The sequence below is a fragment of the Nocardia sp. NPDC058658 genome (genome assembly GCF_042716665.1).
GTDB lineage: Bacteria > Actinomycetota > Actinomycetes > Mycobacteriales > Mycobacteriaceae > Nocardia.
Genome location: NZ_JBHXRR010000019.1, coordinates 13,316 through 38,410, shown reverse-complemented (window position 1 = coordinate 38,410; position 25,095 = coordinate 13,316). Strand labels below are relative to the sequence as shown.

General features: G+C 68.4%; 24 protein-coding genes. 4 read left to right on the top strand and 20 right to left on the bottom strand.

Going from position 1 to position 25,095, the window contains the following annotated elements; all coding sequences use genetic code 11:
• Nucleotides 1-49 precede the first annotated feature (49 nt).
• From ACFWUP_RS23060 to ACFWUP_RS23045, 4 genes are all read right to left on the bottom strand, one after another.
• Nucleotides 50-820 carry an aquaporin gene (locus ACFWUP_RS23060; RefSeq protein ID WP_379237492.1) on the bottom strand — a complete coding sequence of 257 codons (771 nt, stop codon included), beginning with the start codon at nucleotides 818-820 and terminating at the stop codon, nucleotides 50-52.
• 66 nt (nucleotides 821-886) lie between these two features.
• Nucleotides 887-1,729: a transglutaminase domain-containing protein gene (locus tag ACFWUP_RS23055; RefSeq protein WP_379237490.1), complete on the bottom strand. Its 843-nt coding sequence runs from the start codon at nucleotides 1,727-1,729 to the stop codon at nucleotides 887-889.
• Complete coding sequence (locus ACFWUP_RS23050; protein ID WP_379237488.1) at nucleotides 1,726-2,703, bottom strand: alpha-E domain-containing protein; 978 nt, start codon at nucleotides 2,701-2,703, stop codon at nucleotides 1,726-1,728. The genes ACFWUP_RS23055 and ACFWUP_RS23050 overlap by 4 nt, the downstream gene beginning before the upstream one ends.
• 5 nt (nucleotides 2,704-2,708) lie before the next feature.
• Nucleotides 2,709-4,334 carry a circularly permuted type 2 ATP-grasp protein gene (locus tag ACFWUP_RS23045; protein WP_379237668.1) on the bottom strand — a complete coding sequence of 542 codons (1,626 nt, stop codon included), beginning with the start codon at nucleotides 4,332-4,334 and terminating at the stop codon, nucleotides 2,709-2,711.
• A 310-nt stretch (nucleotides 4,335-4,644) separates the two neighbouring features.
• Here ACFWUP_RS23045 and rpsT point away from each other — a divergent pair, with 310 nt between their 5' ends.
• Together rpsT and ACFWUP_RS23035 are read left to right on the top strand one after the other, a co-directional pair.
• Nucleotides 4,645-4,905: a 30S ribosomal protein S20 gene (gene rpsT / locus ACFWUP_RS23040; RefSeq protein ID WP_379237486.1), complete on the top strand. Its 261-nt coding sequence runs from the start codon at nucleotides 4,645-4,647 to the stop codon at nucleotides 4,903-4,905.
• A gap of 110 nt (nucleotides 4,906-5,015) precedes the next feature.
• Nucleotides 5,016-5,270 carry a hypothetical protein gene (locus tag ACFWUP_RS23035; protein ID WP_379237484.1) on the top strand — a complete coding sequence of 85 codons (255 nt, stop codon included), beginning with the start codon at nucleotides 5,016-5,018 and terminating at the stop codon, nucleotides 5,268-5,270.
• On the opposite strand, the gene ACFWUP_RS23030 is transcribed toward ACFWUP_RS23035, so the two are convergent.
• From ACFWUP_RS23030 to ACFWUP_RS23015, 4 genes are all read right to left on the bottom strand, one after another.
• The gene (locus ACFWUP_RS23030) at nucleotides 5,271-6,437 is read right to left on the bottom strand and encodes an LCP family protein (protein WP_379237482.1); all 1,167 of its coding nucleotides are present in this window, start codon (nucleotides 6,435-6,437) and stop codon (nucleotides 5,271-5,273) included.
• Nucleotides 6,438-6,739: 302 nt separating this feature from the next.
• Nucleotides 6,740-7,711, bottom strand: a complete 972-nt coding sequence (gene holA / locus ACFWUP_RS23025) for a DNA polymerase III subunit delta (protein ID WP_379237480.1) — start codon at nucleotides 7,709-7,711, stop codon at nucleotides 6,740-6,742.
• A 9-nt stretch (nucleotides 7,712-7,720) separates the two neighbouring features.
• Complete coding sequence (locus ACFWUP_RS23020; protein ID WP_379237478.1) at nucleotides 7,721-10,474, bottom strand: ComEC/Rec2 family competence protein; 2,754 nt, start codon at nucleotides 10,472-10,474, stop codon at nucleotides 7,721-7,723.
• Nucleotides 10,475-11,147: 673 nt separating this feature from the next.
• Nucleotides 11,148-12,167, bottom strand: a complete 1,020-nt coding sequence (locus tag ACFWUP_RS23015) for a ComEA family DNA-binding protein (protein ID WP_379237476.1) — start codon at nucleotides 12,165-12,167, stop codon at nucleotides 11,148-11,150.
• Between the two features lie 178 nt (nucleotides 12,168-12,345).
• Here ACFWUP_RS23015 and ACFWUP_RS23010 point away from each other — a divergent pair, with 178 nt between their 5' ends.
• The gene (locus ACFWUP_RS23010; protein WP_379237474.1) at nucleotides 12,346-13,308 is read left to right on the top strand and encodes a DUF2332 domain-containing protein; all 963 of its coding nucleotides are present in this window, start codon (nucleotides 12,346-12,348) and stop codon (nucleotides 13,306-13,308) included.
• Between the two features lie 5 nt (nucleotides 13,309-13,313).
• Here ACFWUP_RS23010 and lexA read toward each other — a convergent pair whose 3' ends face one another.
• The 12 genes from lexA to ACFWUP_RS22950 all read right to left on the bottom strand — a co-directional run bounded on the left by lexA (nucleotide 13,314) and on the right by ACFWUP_RS22950 (nucleotide 23,996).
• Nucleotides 13,314-13,964, bottom strand: coding sequence for a transcriptional repressor LexA (gene lexA, locus ACFWUP_RS23005; RefSeq protein WP_379237472.1), 651 nt, complete (start codon nucleotides 13,962-13,964; stop codon nucleotides 13,314-13,316).
• 33 nt (nucleotides 13,965-13,997) lie between these two features.
• Nucleotides 13,998-14,498 (bottom strand): GNAT family N-acetyltransferase, encoded by a 501-nt coding sequence (locus tag ACFWUP_RS23000; RefSeq protein WP_379237470.1) that lies wholly within the window; start codon nucleotides 14,496-14,498, stop codon nucleotides 13,998-14,000.
• Between the two features lie 72 nt (nucleotides 14,499-14,570).
• Complete coding sequence (locus tag ACFWUP_RS22995) at nucleotides 14,571-15,413, bottom strand: DegV family protein (RefSeq protein WP_379237468.1); 843 nt, start codon at nucleotides 15,411-15,413, stop codon at nucleotides 14,571-14,573.
• A gap of 3 nt (nucleotides 15,414-15,416) precedes the next feature.
• Nucleotides 15,417-16,169 (bottom strand): diglucosylglycerate octanoyltransferase, encoded by a 753-nt coding sequence (gene octT, locus ACFWUP_RS22990; protein WP_379237666.1) that lies wholly within the window; start codon nucleotides 16,167-16,169, stop codon nucleotides 15,417-15,419.
• 880 nt (nucleotides 16,170-17,049) lie between these two features.
• Nucleotides 17,050-17,709, bottom strand: coding sequence for a histidine phosphatase family protein (locus ACFWUP_RS22985; RefSeq protein ID WP_379237466.1), 660 nt, complete (start codon nucleotides 17,707-17,709; stop codon nucleotides 17,050-17,052).
• On the bottom strand, nucleotides 17,706-18,122 hold the full coding sequence (gene rsfS / locus ACFWUP_RS22980; protein ID WP_379237464.1) for a ribosome silencing factor: 417 nt from the start codon (nucleotides 18,120-18,122) through the stop codon (nucleotides 17,706-17,708). Before rsfS ends, ACFWUP_RS22985 begins: the two co-directional genes overlap by 4 nt.
• A gap of 34 nt (nucleotides 18,123-18,156) precedes the next feature.
• Complete coding sequence (nadD, locus tag ACFWUP_RS22975) at nucleotides 18,157-18,798, bottom strand: nicotinate-nucleotide adenylyltransferase (RefSeq protein WP_084473077.1); 642 nt, start codon at nucleotides 18,796-18,798, stop codon at nucleotides 18,157-18,159.
• A 44-nt stretch (nucleotides 18,799-18,842) separates the two neighbouring features.
• Nucleotides 18,843-19,946: a hypothetical protein gene (locus tag ACFWUP_RS22970; protein ID WP_379237462.1), complete on the bottom strand. Its 1,104-nt coding sequence runs from the start codon at nucleotides 19,944-19,946 to the stop codon at nucleotides 18,843-18,845.
• A gap of 160 nt (nucleotides 19,947-20,106) precedes the next feature.
• Nucleotides 20,107-20,448: an MmcQ/YjbR family DNA-binding protein gene (locus tag ACFWUP_RS22965; RefSeq protein ID WP_379237460.1), complete on the bottom strand. Its 342-nt coding sequence runs from the start codon at nucleotides 20,446-20,448 to the stop codon at nucleotides 20,107-20,109.
• Nucleotides 20,449-20,461: 13 nt separating this feature from the next.
• A complete protein-coding gene (locus tag ACFWUP_RS22960) occupies nucleotides 20,462-21,859 on the bottom strand; it encodes a VWA domain-containing protein (RefSeq protein ID WP_379237664.1) in 1,398 nt (465 codons plus the stop codon).
• Nucleotides 21,856-22,734 carry an AAA family ATPase gene (locus ACFWUP_RS22955; RefSeq protein ID WP_379237458.1) on the bottom strand — a complete coding sequence of 293 codons (879 nt, stop codon included), beginning with the start codon at nucleotides 22,732-22,734 and terminating at the stop codon, nucleotides 21,856-21,858. Before ACFWUP_RS22955 ends, ACFWUP_RS22960 begins: the two co-directional genes overlap by 4 nt.
• A complete protein-coding gene (locus ACFWUP_RS22950; RefSeq protein ID WP_379237456.1) occupies nucleotides 22,731-23,996 on the bottom strand; it encodes a glutamate-5-semialdehyde dehydrogenase in 1,266 nt (421 codons plus the stop codon). Before ACFWUP_RS22950 ends, ACFWUP_RS22955 begins: the two co-directional genes overlap by 4 nt.
• 225 nt (nucleotides 23,997-24,221) lie before the next feature.
• Between ACFWUP_RS22950 and ACFWUP_RS22945 the strand changes: the two genes are divergently transcribed.
• On the top strand, nucleotides 24,222-25,091 hold the full coding sequence (locus tag ACFWUP_RS22945) for a ribokinase (protein WP_379237454.1): 870 nt from the start codon (nucleotides 24,222-24,224) through the stop codon (nucleotides 25,089-25,091).
• Nucleotides 25,092-25,095 lie beyond the last annotated feature (4 nt).

Here is a 25,095-nt window from a genome sequence, read left to right as displayed (position 1 = left end):
ACGCGACGAGGCCCCGATCCGTCCGGGATCGGGGCCTCGTCGCGCTCGGTTAAGTGATCTCCTTCGAGCGTCCGAAGATCAACGCGTAAATCAACGCGCCCAGCGCCCCGCCGATGAGCGGGAACACGATGAACACCCAGAGCTGACCCATCGCCCCGTCCTGGAACGGCGCGGGCCCGAGGCTGCGGATCGGATTCGCCGAGGCGTTGTCGACCGGGATCGCGAGAATATTGACCAGTGCCAGCGTGGCGCCGATCGAGATCCCGGCCAGCGGCACATCCGAGATCTGATCGGTCGAGGCCAGCACCACGAACACCAGCAGCGCCGTGATCATGACCTCGACGATGATGGTCGCGACCAGCCCGTACCCGTTCTGGATCACGACTTCACCGAGCGGGCCGGTGACCGCCGACGGACTGTGCGCCCCGAAGCCGTTCGCGCCGAGCCCATCGGCCGGGCGGTCGTAGGCGGGCAGGTTCTTGGCCACCGCGAACAGCACAAGACCGGCCAGCAGCGAGCCGATCGCCTGGGCGATCACGTAGGCCACCGCGTTCTTCGGCGAGATCCGGCCGAGCAGTAGCTGCCCGAGCGTGACGGCCGGATTCACATGGCAGCCCGAGATCGGGCCGATCGCGTACACGAGCAACAACAGGGACAAGCCGAAGGCCAACCCGACGCCGAGTGCTCCCACCTGCTCACCCGCCAGCACCGCGGTGCCGACACCACCGATCACCAGGACGAAAGAGCCGAGTCCTTCGGCCGCCCATTTCTTCGTATCGGGAATTACCTGATCGGTCACTTCTTGCGCTGTGGAAGACATCGGCTACCGCCTCTCCGAGAGGAACCATCCCCGCGGCGAGCGGGGTCCGCACGAGCCTTTCGGACATTACGCGAGGCGGGTGACCTCTACAACGACCTCGAGGTCCGTCGAGCCGCCGCCGGAGAACACTCCTTTCAGTGGCGGCACGTCCGCGTAGTCGCGGCCGACACCGACCGATACATGCTGCTCGTTGACGGCGAGATTGTTGGTCGGGTCGTAACCCCACCACTGCCCGGTCCACGCCTCGATCCACGCGTGCGACTGCCCCGCCACCGTCTCGCCGATCTCCGCGCCCGCCTTGGGGTGCAGGTAGCCCGACACATAGCGGCTCGGAATCCCCATGCTGCGCAACAACACCAGCGTCAGATGGGCGTAGTCCTGGCACACGCCACGCCGCTCGGCGAAGGCCTCGAGCGCCGAAGTGTGCACCGAGGTCGTGCCCGCGATGTAGTCCATCTCCTTGTGCACCCACTCGGCCGCGCGCACCACCGCCTTGGCCGGTTCCTCCCCGCGCGCGAGCTGGCGGGCCACCGTCGAGAGTTTGCGGTCACGCGGCACATAGGCGGTGGGACTGAGCATTTCGTCGAATCGGTCGACGACCCGTCCGCCCCGTAGATCGTCCCAACTCAGTTCCTCGGTCGGTTCGGCGAACGGCTCGGTCTCGACCACCGAGGACCCGGTCACCTCGAGTTCGGTGTGCGGGGCGTGCAGGTCGAAGGCGGTGACCGCGGTGCCCCAGTAGTCGGTGTAGCGGTAAGACCTTGTCGCGGGCACGGTTTCGACGCGATTGAGGATCACGTTCTGTCTGCTGTCGGCGCGCGGAGTGAGCCTGGCCTCGTTGAACGAGCGCGTCACGGGCGCGTCGTAGACATAACCGGTGGTGTGCACCACCCTGATCCGCCAACTCATAGCTCTCCCTCTACCTGCACGCGGCCGTCCTGGCTGCTGCGCACGTCGGTCCAGGCCACCCACGGGGCGGCATGGAAATACTGGCGTGACACGGCTTCACCGAGGTCACGGCACGATTTCTGCAGGGCGAGCAATCGCGCCTGCAGGTCTTCCAGCAACACGCCCGGCGGCAGGAACTCGAGTTCACTTCGGGCGCGTCCGAGCACCCGTTGCGCCTCGTGCCGCGCGCCGACCCGACTGCCGGGGCGCTGATCGAGTTCGGTCAGGCAGGCCTCGGCCACGCGCAGTGTGTGGAACACCGAACGCGGGAACAGGCGGTCGATCAGGATGAACTCGGCAACCCTGGCCGCGTCGAGCGCACCGCGGTGGGTGCGCAGGTAGGTGTCGTGGGCGCCCGCCGAGCGCAACACCGTCACCCAGGCGGGCGAGGACGTCTTGTCCCCGGCGCGCGAGAGCAGCAGGCGCACCATCATGTCGACACGTTCGATCGAGCGACCCAGCAGCAGGAAGCGGTAGCCGTCGTCGCGACTCAGGGTGGAGTCGGTCAGTCCGGTGAACATCGCCGCCCTGCCCTTGATGTAGGAGAAGAACTCGTGCGGGCCGAGTCCACGCGCGGCCCGCTCCGCCGCGGCCATGCCGTTGTAGGTGGCATTGAGGCACTCCCACATCTCACTCGAGGTGACTTCCCGTGCGCCGCGGGCGTTCTCGCGGGCCTTGGTGATGGAGTCACTGATCGAGACGCCGTGGTCGTGGCTGTAGGCGACGAGATCGGTGACCGACCACACGTCCAGCCGCAGGCCCTCGGGCGGTTCGATCCCGAGCACCTTGAGCAATACGCGCGACGTGCGGTCCGCGTCGACGGTGGCGTCTTCGAGCAGTTGGTGCACCGCCACGTCCAGGATGCGCGCTGTGTCGTCGGCGCGCTCGACGTATCGGCCGATCCAATAGAGGGATTCGGCGTTTCGAGCAAGCATGTCTGTTATTCCCCGATCAGCCGCTGGGTCTGCTGTTGTTGCTGCTGTTGCTGATTGGCCTGCGGCGTACTGAGCTCACGACCGAGTTCGAACGAATCCGCTTGCGGCGGTTCGCTGACCAGCTCCGGTCCGGCCAGCTCCCGGTCTTCGGTGCCCGCGCGCCCGGCCAGCACCCAGGTGTCCTTGCTGCCACCGCCCTGACTGGAGTTCACCACCAGCGAGCCCTCCGGCAGCGCCACCCGGGTGAGCCCGCCGGGCAGCACCCAGATGTCCTCACCGTCGTTCACCGCGAACGGACGCAGGTCCACGTGGCGCGGCGCGAGATCGTCGCCGATCTTGGTCGGCACCGTCGACAGCTGCACCACCGGCTGGGCGATCCAGCCACGCGGGTCGGCCTTGACCTTGCGCTTGATCGCCTCCAGCTCGCGCGGCGAGGCGTCGGGCCCGATCACGATGCCGTAGCCACCCGACCCCTCGACGGGCTTGATCACCAGTTCGCCGACCCGGTCGAGGACTTCCTCGCGTTCGTCGTCGAGCCAGCAGCGGAAGGTGTCGACGTTGGGCAGGATCGGCTTCTCGCCGAGGTAGTACTCGATGATCTTGGGCACATAGGTGTAGATGAGCTTGTCGTCGCCCACGCCGTTGCCGACCGCGCTCGAGATCACCACATTGCCCGCGCGCGCGGCGTTCAGCACGCCCGCGACGCCGAGTACGGAGTCGGGGCGGAAGTGCATCGGGTCGAGGAAGGTGTCGTCGATGCGGCGGTAGATCACGTCGACCTGACGCTCGCCCGCGGTCGTGCGCATGTAGACCACATTGTCACGGCAGAACAGGTCGCGCCCCTCGACCAACTCCACGCCCATCTGCCTGGCCAGCAGCGAATGCTCGAAGTAGGCCGCGTTGTGCACGCCCGGCGTGAGCACCACCACGGTCGGATCGACCTCGTTGGGCGCGGCCGAGGCCCGCAGCGCGCGCAGCAGGTGACCGGGATAGTCGCCCACCGCCCGCACCCGGTGCGAGGAGAACAGATCCGGGAAGACCCTGGCCATCGTGCGCCGGTTCTCCATCACATAGGAGACGCCCGACGGCGAGCGCAGGTTGTCCTCCAGAACCCGGAAGTCGCCCTTCTCGTCGCGCACCAGGTCGATCCCGGAGACGTGGATGCGCACGCCGTTGGGCGGGACCAGCCCGGCGGCCTCGCGGTGGAAGTGTTCACACGAGGTAACAAGGCGCTTGGGGATCACCTGATCGCGCAGGATGTTCTGTTCGCCGTAGACGTCGGCCAGGAACAGCTCCATCGCGGTGACCCGCTGTTTGATGCCGCGTTCGAGTTTGGCCCACTCGGCGGCGGCGATCACCCGGGGCACCAGGTCCAGCGGGAACGGCCGCTCCTGCCCGGACAGGGAGAAGGTGATGCCCTGGTCGATGAACGCGCGGTCCAACGCATCGGAGCGTTTGGCCAGGTCGTCGACGTCATTGGCCGCCATCGCGGCGTGGATTCCCTTGTACGGTGCCCGAACTTTTCCCGACCCGTCGAACATCTCGTCGAACGCGTCAGCGAAGCGGCCCGGCCCGTATCCCTCGAACAATCCGGTGTGTGTGGAAGCCGGCTGCCCGTTCTTTCTCACCATCGCCGGTGATGCAGATCGAGCCGTACCCGGCGCAGTGGTGGAGGTCATGGGAAAAACTGTGCCCCACCCGGCAGCAGCGTCGTGTGTGAGACAGGTAAATTCTTTGCATCACCTGAAACGGGTGAAATCGGGCGCCGTCGTCTCGGATGGGTGGATGAGGGCCGATTTCGTCGGGGCGGTGCCGAGCTGGTAACCTCGATCTTCGGCGCGGTGTTACCCGTAGTTCAGCACCATCTGCTGCATCGTGGGCGCGCGCCCGACGAGCTTTCACCGAACATCACCCAGCGACAGGAAACCAGAGGATACAGGCGTGGCCAACATCAAGTCTCAGATGAAGCGGATCCGTACCAACGAGGAAGCGCGTCAGCGCAACCAGTCGGTCAAGTCCGCGCTGCGCACCGCGATCCGCAATTTCCGTGCGGCTGCCGCCAGCGGCGACAAGGAAAAGGCTGCCGAGCAGCTGCAGTTCGCGAGCCGCAAGCTCGACAAGGCCGCGTCCAAGGGCGTCATCCACGCCAACCAGGCGGCCAACAAGAAGTCCGCGCTCGCGCTGGCTCTGAACAAGATCTGATCGTCGGCGAGCCTGGTGCTCGCTGGTAGTACATCGCAAGACGCAGCCGCCGTGGCCTCGATGACCACGGCGGCTTTTGTCGTTCCTGTAGAGGGGCTACCATTCGCGCCATGTTGACGGTGTACGCGAATCAGACGGTGGTACGAGGCGATGACCTGGCCGAGGTGATCCGCGCGGCGGAGATCCTGGGTATCGGTCTCAAGGTCGAGAATGTGATGGTGCCCGACGAGGACGGTGGCTACGGCGCCGCCTGGATCGTCACCCGTGAGGACGAGGTTCCCCTCTACGACGAGTGGGAGGGCCGCTACGACGACATCGACGAGGACGAGGACTCCGACGTCTCGCTCGTCGTCGCCGGCGAATAGTCAGTTCACGCAGGGCACCTGCCCCGAGGTGATGTCGCCGCGGACCGGCTTGCCCGCGTCGGGAGTCTCGAGCTCCGATTCGGTCGTTCCGGTCTGCCAGGCGCCCTCTGCGGTCTGCGACGACCAGGCGGCCGGGGGTTCGGTGCGTTGTCCGGTGCGCCTGGTGGTCGAAGTCGGTATCGGCATACCGAAGGCCGCGGCGATCTCGCGGCGGATCGCCGACCGGTCGACGATGTTCACGTCCTGCCCGTTGATCACGTCGTAGCGCAGCACCGGCAGGGTGCGGAATTCCACCTGCGGATCCTCGGCGTTGCCGAGCGTGCGGACGAATTCGGTCATGTTCCAGCCGTCCGACAGCACGATATTGCGGTGCGCCACATCCATCAGCGCCGAGAGTCGGCCCGGATCGGTGAGGGTGCCCGCGCTGCGGAGTTGCCTCGCGACCGAGGTCAGGAATGCCTGCTGACGGTGGGTTCGGTCCAGGTCGCCGTTCTCCAGTCCGTGCCGTTGCCGGACGAAGGCCAGCGCCTGTGCGGGATTCAGATGCTGGCGACCGGCGGGGAAGTCGGCGCCGGAGAACTCGGTGTCGCGCACCGGGGCGTTCAAGCAGACCTCCACGCCGCCCAGTGCGGCGGCCAGATCGTAGAACCCGGCCAGGGTGACCTCGGCGAACCTGTCGATCGGCACCCCGGTCAGATCCCGGACCGCGGCCACGGTCGCGGCCCGTCCCGCTTCCCTGCCTGCCTGTTCCAGCTTGCGCTGATCGGTGACGCCGCGCGCGATCAGCTGGTCCTGCACGGTCGCCTTGCGCAACCCGTATGTCTCCTTGATCTTGGCGTGGGTGTAGCCGGGGATGCCGGTGACCGGCACGTAGTCGTCGCGGGGGATCGATACCGCCACGATCTTGTCCATCGCGGCCGGAATGTGCACCAGGATCAGGGTATTGGCGTTGTAGCCGCCTTCGTCACCGTCGCCGGCGTGGAGTTGATCGAGGACTTCGGTGGGCAGTTCGTTGCCGTTCTGATCGCGTCGAGTGTCCAACCCGATCAGCAGGATGTTGAGATCGCCGCCGAGTGAGTGTGGTGCGTCGTCACCGATCGCCCCCGACCGCAGGAACCCCGCATCGAAACTCCCCGCCGTCGACCATCCGTATGCCGTCACCCCCATCACCGCAGCGGACAGAAGCGCGACGAAACCCTTGACGAACTGCCGTGTTACTCGCCCCGCCGAGCCCCGAGCGCGTCGACCGCGCCCGCCTTTTCCATCCCGGCTACCACTCGGCTCAACCATCTCATGATCAACTGTGCCAGCCGTGACAGCGATCCAGCATCGCGATTCGATCCCGATTGGATGGAGGTGCGGCGCGCCTCGTCAGCGGAAACGGGTACCGAGGGCCCGCGAAATCCGTAGCGGATTTCCGGGCGAGGAAGCGGTACCGGCCCGGTCGAGGACGGGCCGGAGTACCTTGTTCAGCCGGTGGCGCGGAGGTCGAGGATGCGGGCCAAGGCGTGTTCTACAGCGTAGGTGGCGTCGGCGGCGCCGCCTTTGACGTCGGCGTTGAGGGTGGCGACCACCTGGAGGGCGGTGCCGATGGTGGTGGGGTTCCAGCCGCGGGCTTGTCCCTGGGCCTTCTTGACCTTCCAGGGGGGCATGCCGAGTTTCTGGGCGAGGGCGAACGGGTCGCCGCGGCCCGCCGAGCCGACTTTGGCGATGGTGTGGACGGAGTCGGCGAGTGCGTCGGCCAGCAGGACGTGTGGGACACCGCGGTCGGTGGCCCAGCGCAGCGCCTCCATCGCACCGGAGCGATCGCCTGCGACGGCGAGGTCGGCGACGTCGAAGCCGGTGACCTCGGCGCGGCCCGAGTAGTAGCGGCGGACCGCGTTCGCGTCGACCTTGCCGCCGGTGTCGGAGACCAATTGCGAACAGGCCGCGGCCAATTCGCGCAGCTCCGAACCGACCGATTCCAGCAGCACCTGGACCACCTCGGTCGGCACCTTCACCCCGAGCGCACGAAATTCGCCCCGCACGAACTCCGCCCGCTCGCCGCCCTTTCCGAGTTTCGCGCACTCGTGGACGGTCGCGCCCTTCTTCTGCAGCGCGGGTGCCAGCGCCTTGGCCCGTCCGCCACCCGAGTGCAGCACCATCAACACCACGCCGTCGGGTGGATCGGCCGCCGCCTCGGTGATCACTGCGACCGCGTCCTTACCCGCCTCCGCGGCCGATTCGAGCACGATCACCCGGTCTTCGGCGAACAGCGACGGACTGAGCAACTCCGCCAGCTCTGCCGTGCTCGCGTCACCCGCGCGCAACCGATCGACGGGGACCGAGTCCGGGTCGGGCGCACAGGCCCGCACCTGCGCGGTCACCTTCGCAACCGCACGTTCGACCAGCAGTTCCTCGTCACCGAGGACCAGATGCACCGAGGCAGGGCGTTCGCTCACCCTGCGATCCTACGTACGCCCACCGACAACCCGGCCGGGCGGTGCGCGCCGACGAGAGGTGACCGTTCGCAGGTCGGCGGCGGTGCCCACGATCACGACATCGCCGTCGAGGTCGGTCCGCGCCACGGTGGTGCCGAGCGCGGCAAGGGCGGTGGTCACCGTGGGGTGCGGGTGGCCGAAGGTGTTGTCCGACCCTGCGCTGACCAAGGCCAGGCGTGGGCCGACGGCGCGCAGGAATTCCGGTGTGGTGGTCCGTGATCCGTGGTGCGGCACCTTGAGGATGTCGGCCCGGACGTCCCCGCCGCGCACCAATCGCCCCTGTGCCTGCGCCTCGATATCTCCGGTGAACAGGATGGTTCCGGCCGGTGTCCGAGCCCGCAGCACCAGCGACCGATCGTTGGCCTCATCGGCCGCCAGCGAAGTCGGCACCTTCGCGCTCGGCGCCAGCACCCGCAATCCGACTGTCCCGAACGTTATTTCGTGCCCGGCGTGGAGTTCCATCAGCGGAATTCCCGCAGTGCCGGCAAGCTGTGCGACTCGTTCGACTCCCCCGGTGTCGCCGTCATGACTGTGCGATTCCCGCTGTGCACCACCATGTTCCGATGTCCCTGCCGCAACCCTCGCAACCCGCTCCCCCGGTGTCCCACTCGGACACACCGACCTCTCGCCCGTCGATGTGACCTCGGCGCTCGTGTTCGATGGCGCTCTATCCTCGTGATCTGCACCCGCCGAGTTCGATTTTCCTGCAGCCACTCCCAGCGGCGAAGGCTCACCGGACTTGTCCGCCTCCACTGCGTTCATGTGGTCCGGCCCGGCGCCGGTGTCCTGGGTCTGGTGGGTCGTAGTCCGGGTGGATGGATGTGCAGGGGTTCGGTTCGCCGCCGCGCAGGTGTCGGCGATCGCTGCGCGGAGTTCGCCGGGGGCGGTGGCTATCGCGTCGACGGTTCGGCCGCGGAGGGCGCCGGCGAGTCCGTTGATGTGGTCGGCGTGGGGGTGGGTGAGGACGAGGAGTGGAATGTGGGTGATTTCGAGGCGGTCCAGGCAGGACCGGATCGGGCGCGGGTCTGGGCCGACGTCGATCACGACCGCGGCACCAGGGCCGACCGACAGGGCCAAGCCGTCTCCCTGGCCGACGTCGCACATGGCGAGGACCCAGCCCGATGGCGGCCACCCCGGTTGCAAGAAGCGCACCGGGAGCAGCACGATCGCCACCCCCAACGCAACCGCAGCGAGGAGCCTGCGAGTGTGGGACCAGCGCAATGCCGCCACGACCGCGACGACGATCGCTGTCGCCACCGATCCGCCGACAGCACCGCCCGGCACCGTCATCGTCGCGCCCGGCACGGCGGCTGCACGATCGGCGACGCCGAGCAACCACCACAGGGGTGGCCGCGCGCACCACAGCACCCACACCGCGGCATCGCCCCACACGCAGGCCACGACCGCCCCCACCGCTCCGATCACCGTGATCAGCCCGACAACCGGTGCGACAAGCGCATTCGCCACAATCGCCACCAAGCTCACCCGCCCGGAGAGAGCCACCATCAGCGGCACGGTGACGACGAACGCAGCCGCCGACACCGCGACGATCTCCGCGGGTGCGCGCCACCAACCCCGCTCGCGCAGCCAGTCCGCCCAACTCGGCGCGAGCAGGATCAATCCCGCCGTGGCGAGCACCGACAGTGCGAACCCCGCGCTCACCGCCAATTGCGGTGCGACAGCCAGCAATCCGATCACCGCCGCGCACAGTGCGGGTAGCGCCTGTTTACGCCTTCCGGTGAGCAGGGCCAGTACCGTCACCGACCCCATGGCCGCCGCGCGCAGCACACTCGGGTCGGGGCGCGCGATGACGACGAACAACCCGACCACCACTGCGGCCGCCGCGGCACTGGTCCGTGGACCCGCGGTGAGCAGTCGGGCGAGCGCGAGCAGAGCGGTCAGAATGATGGTGAAGTTCGCCCCGCTGACCACGCAAAGATGTTGCAGTCCAGCGATTTCGAATGCGTCTCGCACACCGCCGGGCAATGCGGCGGTGTCGCCGACAACGAGTGCTGGCAGCAGTCCAGCGGCGTCCGGGGGTAGTGCCCGAGCCGAGGCCTCGACCAGATCCGATCGCACACTCGCGGCGAGCCGCTGCCACCACGGCGGCTCACCGATCCGCTTCGGCGCATCGGTGGCGTGCAAGGTGGCAACGGTCAGGTCGGCGCGGTTCGGTTCGCTCACCTCGGCTCGGAACCGCACCACCTGCCCGGGTGACAGCTCGGCCCATTCACCACCTTGCGCCAGGACCACCAGCGATCCGCCGGCTTCGGTCCGCGCCTGACCCTGACCGAACTCGCGTAGACCCGCACGAACGATCCACCGCCGCTCGCCACCGAACCCACCGGCGCGCATGGGTTTCGCATCGTCGGTGACGACCGCGACCACATTCACCGATCGACCGAACGACTCCCGCAGCGGGTGCGACTGCACGTGATGCTCCTGCCAAGCCCCCGCCGCCCCGAACCCCGCCCCGAGCAGCATCGTCGCCATCCCGGTCACCGCAACAACCCGCCACCGCTCCCGCCGATGCGCCATCGCCCACAGCAACACCACCCACAACCCGATCGCCACCACCACGGCACCAACCGCCACCACCACCCCCGCAACCCACCCCACGGTCACCGCGACAATCGTGGCCACCCAACACCCCAACGCCGCAGGCACCAACCGCATATCGAGCACCTGCGGCTCCGCCTCCTCCGGCTCCCGCCCGACGGCCACCCGCAAACCGGGATCCGCCCTCCTGGATCCCTGCCCGAACTGCGCTATCCGCGTCCATCGGCGCCCCCATGCTGACCCCGACGAATGCTCACGAGTCGGTAGTGCTCGCGACCCCACATCGCGTAGCGCCACGCTCGCCCGCCCACCTCCGTGCTCCGCCCCAACACGCCGCCCCACGATCGTTCCCCGGCGCTGCGCCGACTCTTCCTGTACCGCTCCCTCGCCCGACCCTGACCTCATCCACTCACCCTGCCCGCCTCGATGCGCCGCCCCCACACGCCTTTCCCCCCGGGTCGGTCACCGACGATCCGACTCCGCCGCACTGCTGCCCGCCCAGCGCTACTCCCATCCGCCGACCCGGTCGTCACGTCTGCGTGTGTCCCTGTCCGCGTTCTCCACGGGTGCATCTGCGGCACAGTGCATTTCGCCGAGCCCGTTCGCACACGCCGGACGGGTGTCGCCCGATGTCGGCGCGCAGTCATCCGGTGTCCCCTCGGATCGGTCTGTGGTGCGCCGACTTTCCTTCCGTGCACACGGCCACACTGGGCAGTTCATGTGGTCACCTCCGTCAACGCGGGTTCGATCGCGGCGCAGTCGACGACACCGGTCGCCCGAGGGGCATCGACTGCGGGCCAATTGATTTCGCGCCGACTGCTACGCCACGGCGGCGGGATCATGTCGTCACCAGGTCGCGAAGTTTGGCAAGGCGGGCGGGGCCGATGCCGTCTACCTCACCGAGTTGGGCGACATCGGTGAAGCGGCCGTTGGTGGTGCGCCACGCGAGGATCGCGCTGGCGGTGACCGGGCCTACACCGGGTAGCGCGTCCAACTCGGCTTCGGTCGCGGTGTTCAGATCGACGCGGGCACTGCCGGTCGACGCACCGGCACCGGTGCTCGAACCAGCCGGGCTCGAACCAGCGGTGGTCGGGCCCGCCGGCTTCGAACTCGAGGTGGTCGAGCCTGCGGCACCCGGCGGGGTCGCCGGTGCGCGACCCGCGCCGATCATGATGCTGCCGAGGCGTGGTTGGCCCTGCTGGGGGTCAGTTGCTCCGACGATCACCTGGTCGCCGTCCGCGAGTCGTTGCGCCAGGTTCAGGCCTGCCAGGTCGGCACCCTCCCTGGTTCCGCCTGCCTTCTCCAGGGCGTCGGCGATCCGCGAACCGTCCGGCAATCGGTGCAGCCCGGCTCGTTCCACCAAGCCGACCACGCTGACGACGACATCGGCGCTCGGAGTCGTGCTCTGACCGGACATCGCTGCCGCCACGGTGGTCGGTCCGGGCTGTACCGCAACACTTTCCGCACGCAGCACCGGAACCGGGGGCACTGCGCGCGCCACCGGCTGATCGCGCAGCACCATCACACCGGTCAGCACCACGGCGATCACCCCGACCAGACCGAGTACCAGCGCACCACGACGGCCCGGGTCCAACCGCGCATCCCGAAAGCGCACTGGCACCAGTCTGTTTCGCCTGTTCGATGCGCCGTCATCGAGCCACCCTGGCGTCCCGACCGCACCCGTGGGGCCGGACGGCGGTGCGAGTTCGTCGTCGTCCCAATGTCCCTCGCTGTCGTCGAGGCGCGAATCGTCGTTCCCGGACTCGCGCAGCGGCGGACTGCTCGGTCGTGCTCGCTCGCGGACCGCCAGACCACCCAGCCGCTGCCGTACTCGCTCGTGCTCTTCGTGTCGTGACATGGCAGCGACGCTAGGCCAACGCCCACCGAGACAACCTTCGCTGACCTGGGCTTCGAAGAAACCTGTGGATAACTCTGAGCCTGTGGATAACTCGGCCTTCAGCGGCCTCGAGCCCGCAACCCCGCCTGTCCGAATAGATACCGTGCGCTCATGACCGAATCGAAGTACTCATGGACCCATGGAACTCGCACAACGATTCCGCGACTTCGCACTTCGCGAAGCAGGCGACAATTCCCCGCTGTACCACCAGCGGGCGCTGGACATCAGCACCGACCACGAAGTGCTGGCGTTGATCAACCGATTGCCCACGGACAAACAGCAACCCAACCTGGTCCTGGCTGCCGCGCGAGTCAACGGCGCGACCGCGGTTCCCTACAGCGAGTTCCGCGACCAGCTGCGCGCGAACTGGCAGGCGATCTCGGCGACCGCGCTGCGCCGACGGACACAGACGAACGAGGCGGGCCGGGCGGCCACCCTCCTGCCGGTGCTCGCACGCCTGCCCGGACCCCTGTCACTCATCGAGGTCGGCGCCTCGGCCGGACTGTGCCTGTACCCGGACCGTTTCAGCTATCGATACGACACGGTCGCGCTGGATCCGTCCGACGGTCCATCACCGGTTGTGTTGACCTGCAAGACAACCGGGCCGGTGCCGATCCCGGACCGGCTCCCCCGAGTTGTCCATCGGGCAGGTGTGGATCTGAACCCGCTCGATGCCGGCGACAGCGAGGACCGGCAGTGGTTGTCGGCGCTCGTGTGGCCAGGTCAGGACGAGCGACTGACACGGCTGCGTGCGGCCTGCGAGATCACCGCCGCGGATCCACCGACCCTCGTCTCGGGCGACCTGAACGAGCAGGTCACCGAGCTCGTACATGCCGCACCGAAGGACAGCACGGTGGTGGTGTTCCACAGTGCTGTGCTCACCTATCTCTCGCCGCAGGCACGGGCGGACTTCCGGGCGACGGTGCGAAACCTGCCCTGCCACTGGGTTTCGCAGGAGGGCACGGGTGTACTCACCTGGCAGGCCGACAGGCTGCCCCCGCGCGAGGGTGCGGCGGCCCGGATGGTGCTGGCCCTCGACGACGAGCCGTTGGCGTTCGCCGGGCCGCACGGCCAGTCGCTGGACTGGTTCGGCCCGGCGTAGCGACCTCAGAGTCGGCGCATCACCGACACGACGCGGCCCAGGATCACCGCTTCGTCGCCGTCGATCACGGCGTAGGCGGGGTTGCGCGGTTCGAGGTGGACGTGGCCGTTGCGGCGGCGGTACACCTTGACCGTGGCTTCCTCACCGATCATGGCGGCGACGATATCGCCGGAGTTGGCCTCGCGCTGGCTGCGGACGACAACGAGGTCACCGTCGCAGATCGCGGCGTCGATCATCGAGTCGCCACGAACCCGCAGGCCGAAAACCTCTCCGCGCCCGACCAGTTCACGCGGGAGGGTCATGACGTCGTCGGGGTTGTGCTCGGCCAGGATCGGGGTGCCCGCGGCGATGTCACCGACGACGGGCACCGAGACCGAGGCGTCGGAATCGGCGGCGGGCGCACCGCGCAGGAACAGGCGCACGTCGATGGGGCGGCCGAGGGAGGCCGAGCGGCGCAGGAACCCGTCGTCCTCCAAGGCTTTCAGGTGTTGGGAGACCGTGGAGGTGGAGCGCAGGCCTACCGCGTCGGCGATCTCGCGCGTGCTCGGCGCGTAGCCGTTGGCCTGCACCGAATCCCTGATCACGGCGAGGATGTGTTGCCTGCGTGCGGGCAGGTTCGCGGCGTCGAGGTGGTCGAAGTCGTCGTATCCGGTCATCGGGGAATCGTAGAGCCCCACCCGATCAGCGCTTCAGTGCAGGTTCCTCGCGAAACAGTTCGATTGCGGCAGGGCGTGATACGGCGCGAACAGCGGAATCCGGTGGTAGCCGCTGCGCTCGTAGAAGCGCACCGCGTCGGGCTGCAGGTGCCCGGTCTGCAGGATCAGCCGGGGCCGACCGGCCGCGCGGGCAGCAGCTTCGGCGGCTTGCAGCAGTGCCGTCGCGGTGCCGGTGCCGCGGTAGTCGGGTCGAATGAACATCCGCTTGAGTTCGAGGTCGTCGGCGTTCCATCGCACCGCGGCGTGGCCGACAGGTTCGCCGCCCGCGTACGCGACAAAAGTTCGGTGCACGCTCGCGCTGTCGACCACATGGGGTGCGAGCCCGCGGGCGGCGAGCTCGTCCTCGAGGTAGGCGTAGCGCGGGCGGACCTCGTCCGACATCTCCGCGCGCAGCGTCTCGGCATCCGAATGGTCCCAGTCGACGGTGAGCACTCGCACGGGAAGGGCGGTGTGAGGAGAAGTTTTGCCTGCCATGGCGTCTACGGTAGGCAACGCGTCAAGGTCAGCGAACGGTTTGTCCGCACTCCGATTCTGAACCGACCGGCGTCAGGAACATCCACCGGGCAACACCGCGACGCCGAGCGCCCCGACACCGAGGTGCACACCGAGCGTGGGACCGAACTCGGCGACGTAGAGCTCCCGCACCTCGGGCAGCTGTTCGCGCAGTTGTGCCGCGATGGTCTCGGCGGCCTCGCGCGCACCGAGGTGCTGGATACCGAGGGCGGCACCGTCGGACGCGGCCGCGTCCACTGCGGCTGCCACGAGCTTCGAGTACGCGCGCGATCTGGTGCGTACCTTCTCGCGCAGTTCGAGCTTGCCCTCCACCAACTGCAGCAGTGGCTTCGTCACCAGTTCGCTGCCGAAGAACGCGGCGGCACTGCTCAGCCTGCCGCCCTTGCGCAGTTGTTCGGTGCGGTTGACCAGGATGAACGTGCGCGCACGGGCCGCCGCCGATACCGCGCGCTCATAGACCGCGTCCAGCGCATCGCCTGCCACCGCCCTGCGCGCGGCGGCCAGCACCGGCAAACCGGTCGCCAGGCCGGCGCCGAGCGAATCGACAAGGCGCACACGGTCTTCGGCACCCATATCGCGCACCGCCTGGCGGCCCGACTCCCAGGTCGAGGACAACCGGCGCGAGAGATGCACGGCGACCACGCCGTCACCGTCGCTGTGGGTCAGCGCGCGTTCGTAGGCTTCGCGCAGCTCACCGGGCGAGGCCGCCGAGGTGGTGACCGAGTCCGTCGTGTAGTCGATCTCGATGGGGTCGAGGCCTTCGCGGATCGTCCGGTCGCCGACGAGCACATGCAACGGCACCACTTCGATACCGAGCTCGGCGACGATATCCGCGGACAATCCCGCCGCCGAATCGGTGACCACCACAACGGCCACGGACTACCGGACCTCCTGCAGCGCCTTGGTCATCGCGGTCGCGACCGCCGCGTGCCCGGCCCAGCCCCAGTGGATGCCGTCCGGGTTCGCCGACCCCGACTCGATGTCGTCGCGCACGGCCTCGCCGAGGTCGACCAGCGGCACCGAGGTGCGACCGGACCACGCCTGCAAGGCCTTGACCGCCCGCGCCCTGCCCCGGTGCACCCGCCCGTACGCATCGCAGGTGTGCACCGAGGGGAGCACCGCGACGATGGGCAGTTCCGGACGCAGATGGTTCAGCGCCTCGCGCGACTGCTCCAGGTAGTTCACGCTCACCTTCGGCGGAAGAGCTACTCGGCGACCGATTTTCGACAGCTTCGGCTGCAGCCAGTTGTACGACGAGCGCACGCCACGACGCAGACGCGGCGGGCGGATGTAGCGGATCATCTCCCGCAGCGCGGTGGGCAGCGGCGAGGGCAGGGTGTCCATGCCGCCGACGGCGAACACCACCGCCCCGGCACGCGGCACCGAGGCCCAGACCCGAGGGTCGCCGATCAGCGCCCAGTAGGCGTCGCGGCAGGTCCAGCCGATCCGGGCGATCAGTTCGACATCCCAGTCCAGTTCCGCGGCAACCATGTTCGGCCAGATCCGCGGGTCGTCGGCGGGGAGTCCGCCCTTCGGGCCGTAGTAGGCGAGGGAATCGGCGATCACCAGCAGCACGGGACGCGGTGCGGCCGACTCCGCCGGTCGCGGCGCCTCGGCTTCCGCTACGAGCAGAGAACCGGCAGGTGCCTCGACCGATTCACCTTGCAGTGCAACAGCGTTGACGGATGCCGCAGGTACGAGGTCTGCTTCTACGGCAGCCGGAGAGGTCAGCGCGACAGTGGCGGGCTCGACATCCACATCTGCGGCTTTTGCGGAATCGGCGGCGGCGGCTTCGTCGGCCGAAAGGGAATCGTCGGCCACGGGTGCGGCAACGGCGCCCGAGGACCCCGAACCGGACGTTTCCGGTCGGAGTGGTTGCGACTCCACCGGATCGACCGATCCGGTGGCCTCCACGATCGACTCGTCGACGACCGCGGGATCCTCGACGGCGATACCGTTGTCGGCGCCCGAAACGGCCTCGACTTCGGCGACATCCGCTTCGGACTGGACGGTATCCACCTGCCCGACAGCGGCATTCGCGTCGGCGGATTCATCAGCCGACTCCGCGACACCGGAGGCCGCGCTGTCAGCTTCCGGCACAGCCGAACTCGATGCGATGTCGACCGCGTCGGGTTCGCCCGCAGCAACGTCACCGACCGAGGTCGCCGCACTATCGGCGGCGCCGCTGTCGTCCGAGGAGTCAGCATCGACCGACGACGCGGAACCAGCTGTCCCCGAGCCGGACTCGACGGCCTCGGCCGCCGAGTCGACCGGCTCGGGTTCAGCGACGGCCGGCGGTGGAACCGGGCCGAACAGGGCATCGGGCAGCGATCGAGTGCTGCGCGCGGTGACCTGTTTGAAGAGTTCGTCCGGTACCGAACGGATCGGCTCCTCACGCTCACCGCGTGCGGGCTTGGCAGGGGGCGGACCGAACAGCGCGTCCGGCAATTGCCGTCCGGCTTTGGCCGTCACCTGCTGGAACATCTCATCGGGTACCGATCGGACGGGCTCTTCATTGGACATCGGGAGCTACCTTCGCCGCTGCGTTCCAAACATCGAGGCGCCAGCCGGGTCGATCGACATCAGGGCCGTGACTGGAAAGCTGCACCCAGCTGGTATTGGCCAGCCCACCGAGGATCGGCCAATTCTCTGGTGGCAGTTCCAGTAACGCGGCCGTCAGAGCAGCGATCAGCCCGCCGTGCGCAACCAGGATGATAGTCCGACCGGGCCAATCCTGTCGCTCGTTGTACAGTTCGCGCACTACGGGCAGGGCCCGCGCACCTACCTCGAGCTTGCTCTCGCCACCGGGCGGTGTGTAGGTGGCGTCGAGCCGCCACTGCACCCGCGCACCGGGGTAGTCGGCGTCGACCTCGAGGTGGGTCAGGCCTTCCCAGTCGCCCAGGTTGGTCTCGCGCAGCCGCGGATCGGTGATGACCGGCAGATCGCTGATGTCACCGAGCGCCTGCGCGGTTTCCTTGGCGCGCCGCAGATCGGAGGCGTGGATCGCGATGGCATTGCGTGAACCCAGTTCGCGCGCAGCCTCTTTGGCCTGCTGGCGACCGAGTTCGGTGAGATCGGTGTCGATCTGGCCCTGCATCCGGTCGGCGGCGTTCCATTCGGTCTGCCCGTGCCGCAACAGGATCAGGTTGCGCACATGGGCGTACTTGCTCACTCGTCGATTCCCTGTTCCTGCGCGTCGTCGTCGGCGGCCGGAGTCGGCACAGCGGCGATACCCTCGACGGGAACCGCCGGGCAGTCACGCCACAGGCGCTCGAGCGCGTAGAAGTTGCGCTCGTCGTTGTGCTGGACGTGCACGACGATGTCGACGTAGTCGAGCAGCGCCCAGCGACCCTCGCGGGTGCCTTCGCGACGGACCGGCTTGTGCCCTGCTTCGCGCAGCTTGTCCTCGATGTTGTCGACGATCGCGTTGACCTGGCGCTCGTTGGGCGCCGACGCGATCACGAAGCAGTCGGTGATCACCAGCTGCTCGGAGACGTCGAGAACGACGACATCGGTGGCGAGCTTGTCGTCGGCCGCGAGTGCGGCGACCGTGGCCATCTCGATGGCTTCGGTAGAGGCAGTCATACGGTTTCCTCCTGTGTGGTCGCAACCATGTGGCTCAACTACCTTCCGTTCCTGCGGGCACGTAGAGGTGCCGCTTCGATATGTACTGCACCACGCCATCGGGGACGAGGTACCAGACCGGCCGACCCTCCGCGGCGCGGCGGCGGCATTCGCTCGACGAGATGGCCAGCGCGGGGATCTCGACCATCGTCACGGCGTCGGCGGGAAGGTCCCGCAGATGCTCCTCGAGATGATCGGTGTTGAGTTCGTAACCCGGTCGGCTCACCCCGACGAACTTCGCCAGTTCGAACAGTTCGGTCCAATCCTGCCATGTCAGGATGTTGGCCAGCGCGTCCGCACCGGTGATGAAGTACAGCTCCGCGTCGGGGTGGGTGTTCTGCATCTCCCGCAGGGTGTCGACGGTGTAGGTGACCTTGTTGCGTTCGATGTCGGCCCGGCTGACCGAGAACCTCGGGTTGGACGCGGTGGCGATGACCGTCATCAGGTAGCGATCCTCGGCGGGGCTGACCTGCTTGTTGACCTTCTGCCACGGCTGTCCGGTCGGCACGAAGATCACTTCGTCGAGCTCGAACCGGTTCGCGACCTCGCTCGCCGCGACCAGGTGGCCGTGGTGGATCGGGTCGAAGGTGCCGCCCATGACGCCAAGTTTGCGGCGCGGCCGAGCTGTCTCGTGCATGAGGTCTGAGCTTAATCCGGCCGCCGTGATCGGGGCGGACCGGACTACTCACGCTCGAGCGAGGCCGACGCCTGCGCGCACATCTGGGCGAACTGGGCGCGGGTGCGCTCGAGCTCTTCGACGAGGTGCGCGGCCGGTTCTGCGGCGACCCGGCGATGGAGTTCGGCCATCAACACATCGATCGTCACCCACCAGGGCCCGCGCGCACGACCCCCCGGTCCGCGCAGCTGCAGCCAGGCGGCAGCCCGCAGGCAGCGGGCCCGCGGCACGATCTTGTCCTGTTCGCCCCACAGCCCCGCTGCGCGCAGGTACCCGCCGAGGGCCTCGGATTCCTGCCCACAGCACTCGCGGGCGACCGCGGCCGACCACACCAGGTCGGCGTGGTGGCGGCGCTGTGCCGGCGAACGCTCGATCAACCGCGCCGCCTCGGCGAACTGCCAGGCGGCCTGCCGGTAGCGGCCGAGGTGGTTCAGCGATTCGGCGAACTGGGCGCGGACCAGCGCGAGCTCGGCGGGTGGGTAGCCGACCGTCGCGGTCAGCAGGGGGCGGTCGAAGGCCGATACCGCCTCGGCATGCTTGCCTGCTCGATGCCAGGCGCGCCCGGCGACCAGCCACAGGTGGATCGAATCGGCCTGCGAGATCGGCTGCCAGCAGGCCGCGGCCAAGGCGGCGGCCCTGGCCACATCACGGTCACGACCCCGCTGGGCGGCGACAGCGGTGACCAGTCGGGTGCGCATCGTGGCGAGTTCTCGACCACCCAGTTCACCCGCACCGACGACGAGTGCCCGACGCAACTGTTCCTCCGCGGCGGCCGGAGCATCCGCCAGTCGCGCCGCGGCGATCCCGGCCAGCCGCCGCGCCGCCCGCGCACCTGCTCCCGGTGCCGAATGCCGGGCTCCGATCTGCTGTCCGTCAGCCATCACCATGGACGGCTGATCAGCGGGGCCATTCCCCGAACCGAGCACGGGGCCGTCTGCCGCCGCCAGGTTCCACCATGCGGCGGCACCTGTTCTCGAACCCGATGCGAACTGCCGGACCGGCTCGTCGGCCGATTCCGCCACCGGGAGACAATCCGGACCCGCCACCGTGCCGACGACGGCGGGTTCTGTTCGGGGGCAAGTCTTCTCGTTCGCGAGAGGGTCGGTCACCGGATGGACCACGTCCAACGTACGAGCGCACGGCCCGCCCGCATCATCCCTACGTCCGATATCCGTCGTTCGGATCGCTCATCGTCGTGCGACGCCCCTGCCAGCATGACGTGATCTTGGTTGCCGTCCCATGTGAGGCGCTTAACGTCGGCTGAAGTGGTCAGACGGTAGGGCGTTTAGCCTTCGGGAGTTTGGCGACGACCGCGTCGTAGGAGGCGTCGATCAGTTCGCGCAGTTCGTCGTCGGGGACGGCGCCGCCGAGGCGGATACTGTTCCAGCCGTAGCGGCCGATGTAGGCCGAGACGGTGACATCGTCGGGGTAGACGGTGACCAGTTCGTCGGCTTCGGTGCGGTCGCGGCCGCATTTGAGGCCGATCGAGGTGCCCGCCCCGAGGAACGCGAAGATCTTGTCACCGACCTTGGCGACGACGTCGCCCTCCCACGGCTCGTCTTCCCAGGCGCCGGGCTTGGCAAGGCAGTAGGCCAGCACGTCCACACTCATGGTCCGAACTCCTTCAGACGGGCAACAATCGGGAGACCACCTCGGTGAGCTGTCTGGCTGTTCGGCATTCGTGCATCTCGATCACCGAGGCGTAGTCGTGGGCTGCCGAATCGCCTGTCCCCCACAGATTCTTGGGTTCGGGGTTCAGCCAGTGGGCGTGCCGGGCGGTGCCGACCAGTTCGCGCAGGGTGTCCAGTTGTGGATTGCGGTAGTTGGTGCGGCCGTCGCCGAGTACCAGCAGTGAGCTGCGACTGGTGACGGCTTCGCCGAAGTTGTCGGCGAAGCTGGTCAGCGCGTAGCCGTAGTCGGAGTGTCCGTCGGAGTCGATGATCCGGGATTCGGTGAAGATGCGGGTCATCACGTCGTCGAGGCCCGCGTACGGCTCGAAGAAGCTGGTGACCTCGTCGGTGCGGTCGACGAAGGCGAAGATCCGCACCCGAGAGAACTGCTCGCGCAGCGCGCTCACCAGCAGCAGGGTGAAGTTGCTGAATCCGGCCACCGAGCCCGAGATATCGCACAGCAGCACTAGTTCCGGGCGGCCGGGACGAGGTTTGCGGTTCACCAGGTCGATCGGGACGCCACCGGTGGACATCGAGGCGCGCAGGGTTTTGCGCAGGTCGATCTCGCCGCGCCGGGCTCGTTTGCGTCGCACCGCCAGCCGGGAGGCCAGGATGCGGGCCAATCGCTGGGTGCCGCGCCGCAATTCGGTGAGTTCGCGTTCGGAGGCGCGTAAGAAGTCGGCGTCCTCGGCCTGACGGGCGACACCGTAGGTCGCGACGCGTTCGCGCCCGATCTGTTCGGCCACGCGCCGGTTGGTCTCGGCTTCCACGCTCGCCCGGAACCCGGCGATGCGTTCCCTGGCGACGCGGCGGGCGACCTCGGTGTCCCGTTCGCTCGCGTCCGGTGGCAGTGCGAGGCCTGCGAGAATCTTGGACAGCAAGGACTGGGGCGCAAGATCTTTGAGTGCCTGGTATGCGGAGAAGGACGGCCCGCGCGCGGACTGGTACTGGCCGAGTTGCTCGACCACCTGCCCGGCCAGCATCTGCAATTGCTCGCCGCCGTCCTCGGCCGCGAGCATTTCGGCCAGTTGCTCGCGCAGCGCCGCCAGGTCGACTTGACCGTCAGGGGTGCGCGGCAGGTCCGGTGCATCCGCGCTGCGATCACCTACGGCGACCGGAAACCACAGATCGAACAGTCCGTCGAAAGTGGCGCGATGGGTGGGTCTGCGCAGCAACGCACAGGCCAGGCCCTCGCGCACCGCCTCACGATCGAGCAGGTCGAGCACGGTCAGTACCCGGCCCGCGTCCACAGTCTCCGACGGTCCGACCGGCACCCCACGGGCCCGGAGCGCACCGACGAAACCGGCGACGTGGCCGCCGATTCCGTGCGGCGCGGGCGCGGTCACGATCAGACCAGTTTCAGCTCGGCCAGCGCGCGCTGGTGATCGCTGCGGTGCTTGAGCACGACGCCGAGCGTGGCACGCACCGTCGCGTCGTCGAGGTCGGCGGCGCCGAGCGCGAGCAGCGTGTTGCCCCAGTCGATCGTTTCGGCGACCGAGGGCAGCTTCTTGAGTTGCATTCCGCGCAGCACATGCACGACTCGCACCAGCTGCTCGGCGACGGTGCTCGGGAGTTCCGGTACCCGGCTGGCCAGGATCCGGCGCTCGAGATCTTCGTCGGGGAAGTCCAGGTGCAGGTACAGGCAGCGGCGTTTGAGCGCCTCCGACAGTTCCCTGGTGGCGTTCGAGGTGAGCACCACGAACGGCTTGCGGGTGGCGGTGATGGTGCCCAACTCTGGCACGGTGACCGCGAAATCGCTGAGCACCTCGAGCAGCAGGCCCTCGATCTCGACGTCGGCCTTGTCGGTCTCGTCGATCAGCAGCACCGTCGGCTCGGTGCGGCGGATGGCGGTGAGCAGCGGGCGCGAGAGCAGGAACTCCTCGGTGAAGACGTCGGCTTTGGTTTCGGCCCAATCGTTCTCACTCGACGCCTGGATGCGCAGGATCTGCTTGGCGTGGTTCCACTCGTAGAGCGCACGTGCTTCGTCGACGCCCTCGTAGCACTGCAGGCGCACCAGTTCGGCGCCGGCGACCTGGGCCACCGCGCGCGACAGCTCCGTCTTGCCGACACCGGCCGGGCCTTCGATGAGCAGCGGTTTGCCCAGCCGGTCGGCGAGGAAAACCGAAGTGGCCGTGGCCTTGTCGGCCAGGTAACCGGTGGTGGCGAGCCGGTCGATGACATCGTCGACCGAGGTGAAGATCGGTTCCTGTACGAGCGTCACGATCACACCGGCCGAGTCTGGCCGTCGCCCCACACGATCCACTTCGTGGAGGTGAGTTCGGGCAGGGCCATCGGGCCGCGGGCGTGCAGCTTCTGCGTGGAGATGCCGATCTCGGCGCCGAAGCCGAACTGCTCGCCATCGGTGAACGCGGTGGACGCGTTCACCATCACCGCGGCGGCGTCGACCCGGGCGGTGAACTCGCGGGCCGCGGCCAGGTCGGCGGTGACGATGGCCTCGGTGTGGCCGGTGCCCCAGGTGTTGATGTGGTCGACGGCGGCGTCGAGGTCGTCGACGACCCTCAGCGCGATGTCCATGGTGAGGTATTCCTCGCCCCAGTCGGCGTCGGTGGCTGGCACCTGGCCCGGCAGGTCGCCGTGGATGGTGACGCCTGCGTCCTCGAGTGCCTTGCTCAGGCGCGGCAGCGCGGTCTCGGCGACAGCGGCGTCGATGAGCACGGTCTCGGCGGCATTGCAGACGCTGGGGCGGCGGGTCTTGGCATTGAGCACGATGGCCTCGGCCATGTCCAGGTCGGCGGCCGAGTGCACGTAGACGTGGCAGTTGCCGGTGCCGGTCTCGATGGTGGGCACCTGGGCGTCGCGCACGACAGCGTTGATCAGGCCGGCACCGCCACGCGGGATCACCACGTCGACGAGGCCGCGAGCCTGGATCAGGTGGGTGACGCTGGAGCGGTCGTGGCTGGGCAGCAACTGCACGGCGTCGGCCGGAACGCCCTGGGCGACAAGGGCTTCGCGCAGTACCTCGACCAGAGCGGCATTGGAGTTCGACGCCGAGGAGGAACCGCGCAGCAGCGCCGCGTTGCCCGACTTGAGAGCGAGGCCGAACGCGTCGACGGTGACATTGGGTCGTGCTTCGTAGACCATGCCGACCACGCCGAGCGGGACGCGGGTCTGGCGGATCTCGAGGCCGTTGGGCAGCGTGGAGCCGCGCACGATGACACCCACCGGGTCGGGCAGGGTGGCGACCTGGCGCAGGCCCGAGGCGATGCCGTCGATGCGGGACTTGGTCAGGCGCAGCCGGTCGAGCAGGTTCTCCTCGGTATCGGCGGCCTGCGCGGTCGCGATGTCGTCGGCATTGGCCGCCAGCACGCGATCGGCGGCGGCGAGCAGGGCGTCGGCCGCCGCGTGCAGGGCGTCGTTCTTCTGCGCCGTGGTCAGCTGAGCCAGCACACGGGACGCGACGCGAGCCATGCGGGCGGCGTCGTGCACCGCTGCGCGGATGTCGAGCTCGGGGGTCACTTCTACCGTCATGGGTATCAGCGTACGCAGTCCGCCGCACGCGACCGCCGCCACCCGGGGCCCGGAATACCCCTCCGACCGGCGGCGCGACCGAGTTGTCCACAGGTTCGGCGATGCTCTCGACAAAGTTGTCCACAGGCCGGGGACGCAGGTCGCGCGCCCCGGACCCGACCGCCACCGAGACCAGTGGACGCATGCCGCGAACCCTGGGGCCTGCTCGCCGCTAGATTCAGGACCATGGATCGCCTCGATTCGCCGACCGTCGTCGTCCTGGGCAGCGTCAACATGGATCTGGTCACCACCACCGCGCGCAGGCCCGCACCAGGTGAGACGGTGTTGGGGTCCGGGTTCGCGACGGTGCCCGGCGGGAAAGGTGCGAATCAGGCGATCGCGGCGGCACGGTCGGGCGCGCGGGTACGGTTTCTCGGCGCCATCGGCGCTGACGCGTTCGGCACGGAATTGCTGGCCACGCTGTCGGCCGCGGGCATCGACACCACCTTGGTACGCAGGGTCGACGGCCCCAGCGGGATCGCCACGATCGTCGTCGACGACACCGGCGAGAACAGCATCATCGTGGTGGCAGGAGCCAACGGCCGGGTGACCGACCTGACCACCACCGAACTCGCGGCGATCGCGGATGCCGACATCCTGCTGTGCCAGTTGGAGATTCCGATCGAGACGGTGCTCGCCGCAGCACGCCACGCCCTCGCCTCGGGGACGATCGTCGCGCTGAATCCTTCGCCGGTTGCACCGTTGCCCGACGAACTGTGGGCCGCCGTCGACCTCGCGATCGTGAATTCTCTGGAATCCGAACAGTATTCGACCGAGCTGGCACAGGTCGCGCACGTGGTGCGCACGCTCGGCGCAGACGGGGCGACCTATCTCGGCGAGGACGAGCTCTCCGTCGCGGGACTCGCAGTCGATGTGATCGACACGACCGGCGCCGGTGACGCATTCACCGGCGCCCTGGTCGCAACCTGGAATCAGGGCGCGCCCACCGCCTTGAACTGGGCGAATACCGCCGGCGCCCTGGCAACCACCCGCCTCGGCGCAAGCTCGTCCATCCCGGCGAGCGCACAGATCGCGGCGGCACTCACCACCGACTGACCTC

What these genes read in the sequence shown, in the direction of transcription:
- lexA (WP_379237472.1), bottom strand. Translation starts at nt 13,964, where the DNA reads ATGACCGGATACGACGACTTCGACCACCTCGACGCCGCGAACCTGCCC.
- rsfS (WP_379237464.1), bottom strand. Translation starts at nt 18,122, where the DNA reads ATGACTGCCTCTACCGAAGCCATCGAGATGGCCACGGTCGCCGCACTC.
- ACFWUP_RS23000 (WP_379237470.1), bottom strand. Translation starts at nt 14,498, where the DNA reads ATGGCAGGCAAAACTTCTCCTCACACCGCCCTTCCCGTGCGAGTGCTC.
- ACFWUP_RS23055 (WP_379237490.1), bottom strand. Translation starts at nt 1,729, where the DNA reads ATGAGTTGGCGGATCAGGGTGGTGCACACCACCGGTTATGTCTACGAC.
- ACFWUP_RS23010 (WP_379237474.1), top strand. Translation starts at nt 12,346, where the DNA reads ATGGAACTCGCACAACGATTCCGCGACTTCGCACTTCGCGAAGCAGGC.
- ACFWUP_RS22945 (WP_379237454.1), top strand. Translation starts at nt 24,222, where the DNA reads ATGGATCGCCTCGATTCGCCGACCGTCGTCGTCCTGGGCAGCGTCAAC.
- ACFWUP_RS23060 (WP_379237492.1), bottom strand. Translation starts at nt 820, where the DNA reads ATGTCTTCCACAGCGCAAGAAGTGACCGATCAGGTAATTCCCGATACG.
- ACFWUP_RS22950 (WP_379237456.1), bottom strand. Translation starts at nt 23,996, where the DNA reads ATGACGGTAGAAGTGACCCCCGAGCTCGACATCCGCGCAGCGGTGCAC.
- ACFWUP_RS23045 (WP_379237668.1), bottom strand. Translation starts at nt 4,334, where the DNA reads ATGGTGAGAAAGAACGGGCAGCCGGCTTCCACACACACCGGATTGTTC.
- ACFWUP_RS23035 (WP_379237484.1), top strand. Translation starts at nt 5,016, where the DNA reads ATGTTGACGGTGTACGCGAATCAGACGGTGGTACGAGGCGATGACCTG.
- ACFWUP_RS22965 (WP_379237460.1), bottom strand. Translation starts at nt 20,448, where the DNA reads ATGAGTGTGGACGTGCTGGCCTACTGCCTTGCCAAGCCCGGCGCCTGG.
- nadD (WP_084473077.1), bottom strand. Translation starts at nt 18,798, where the DNA reads ATGCACGAGACAGCTCGGCCGCGCCGCAAACTTGGCGTCATGGGCGGC.
- ACFWUP_RS23015 (WP_379237476.1), bottom strand. Translation starts at nt 12,167, where the DNA reads ATGTCACGACACGAAGAGCACGAGCGAGTACGGCAGCGGCTGGGTGGT.
- ACFWUP_RS23030 (WP_379237482.1), bottom strand. Translation starts at nt 6,437, where the DNA reads ATGGGGGTGACGGCATACGGATGGTCGACGGCGGGGAGTTTCGATGCG.
- ACFWUP_RS23050 (WP_379237488.1), bottom strand. Translation starts at nt 2,703, where the DNA reads ATGCTTGCTCGAAACGCCGAATCCCTCTATTGGATCGGCCGATACGTC.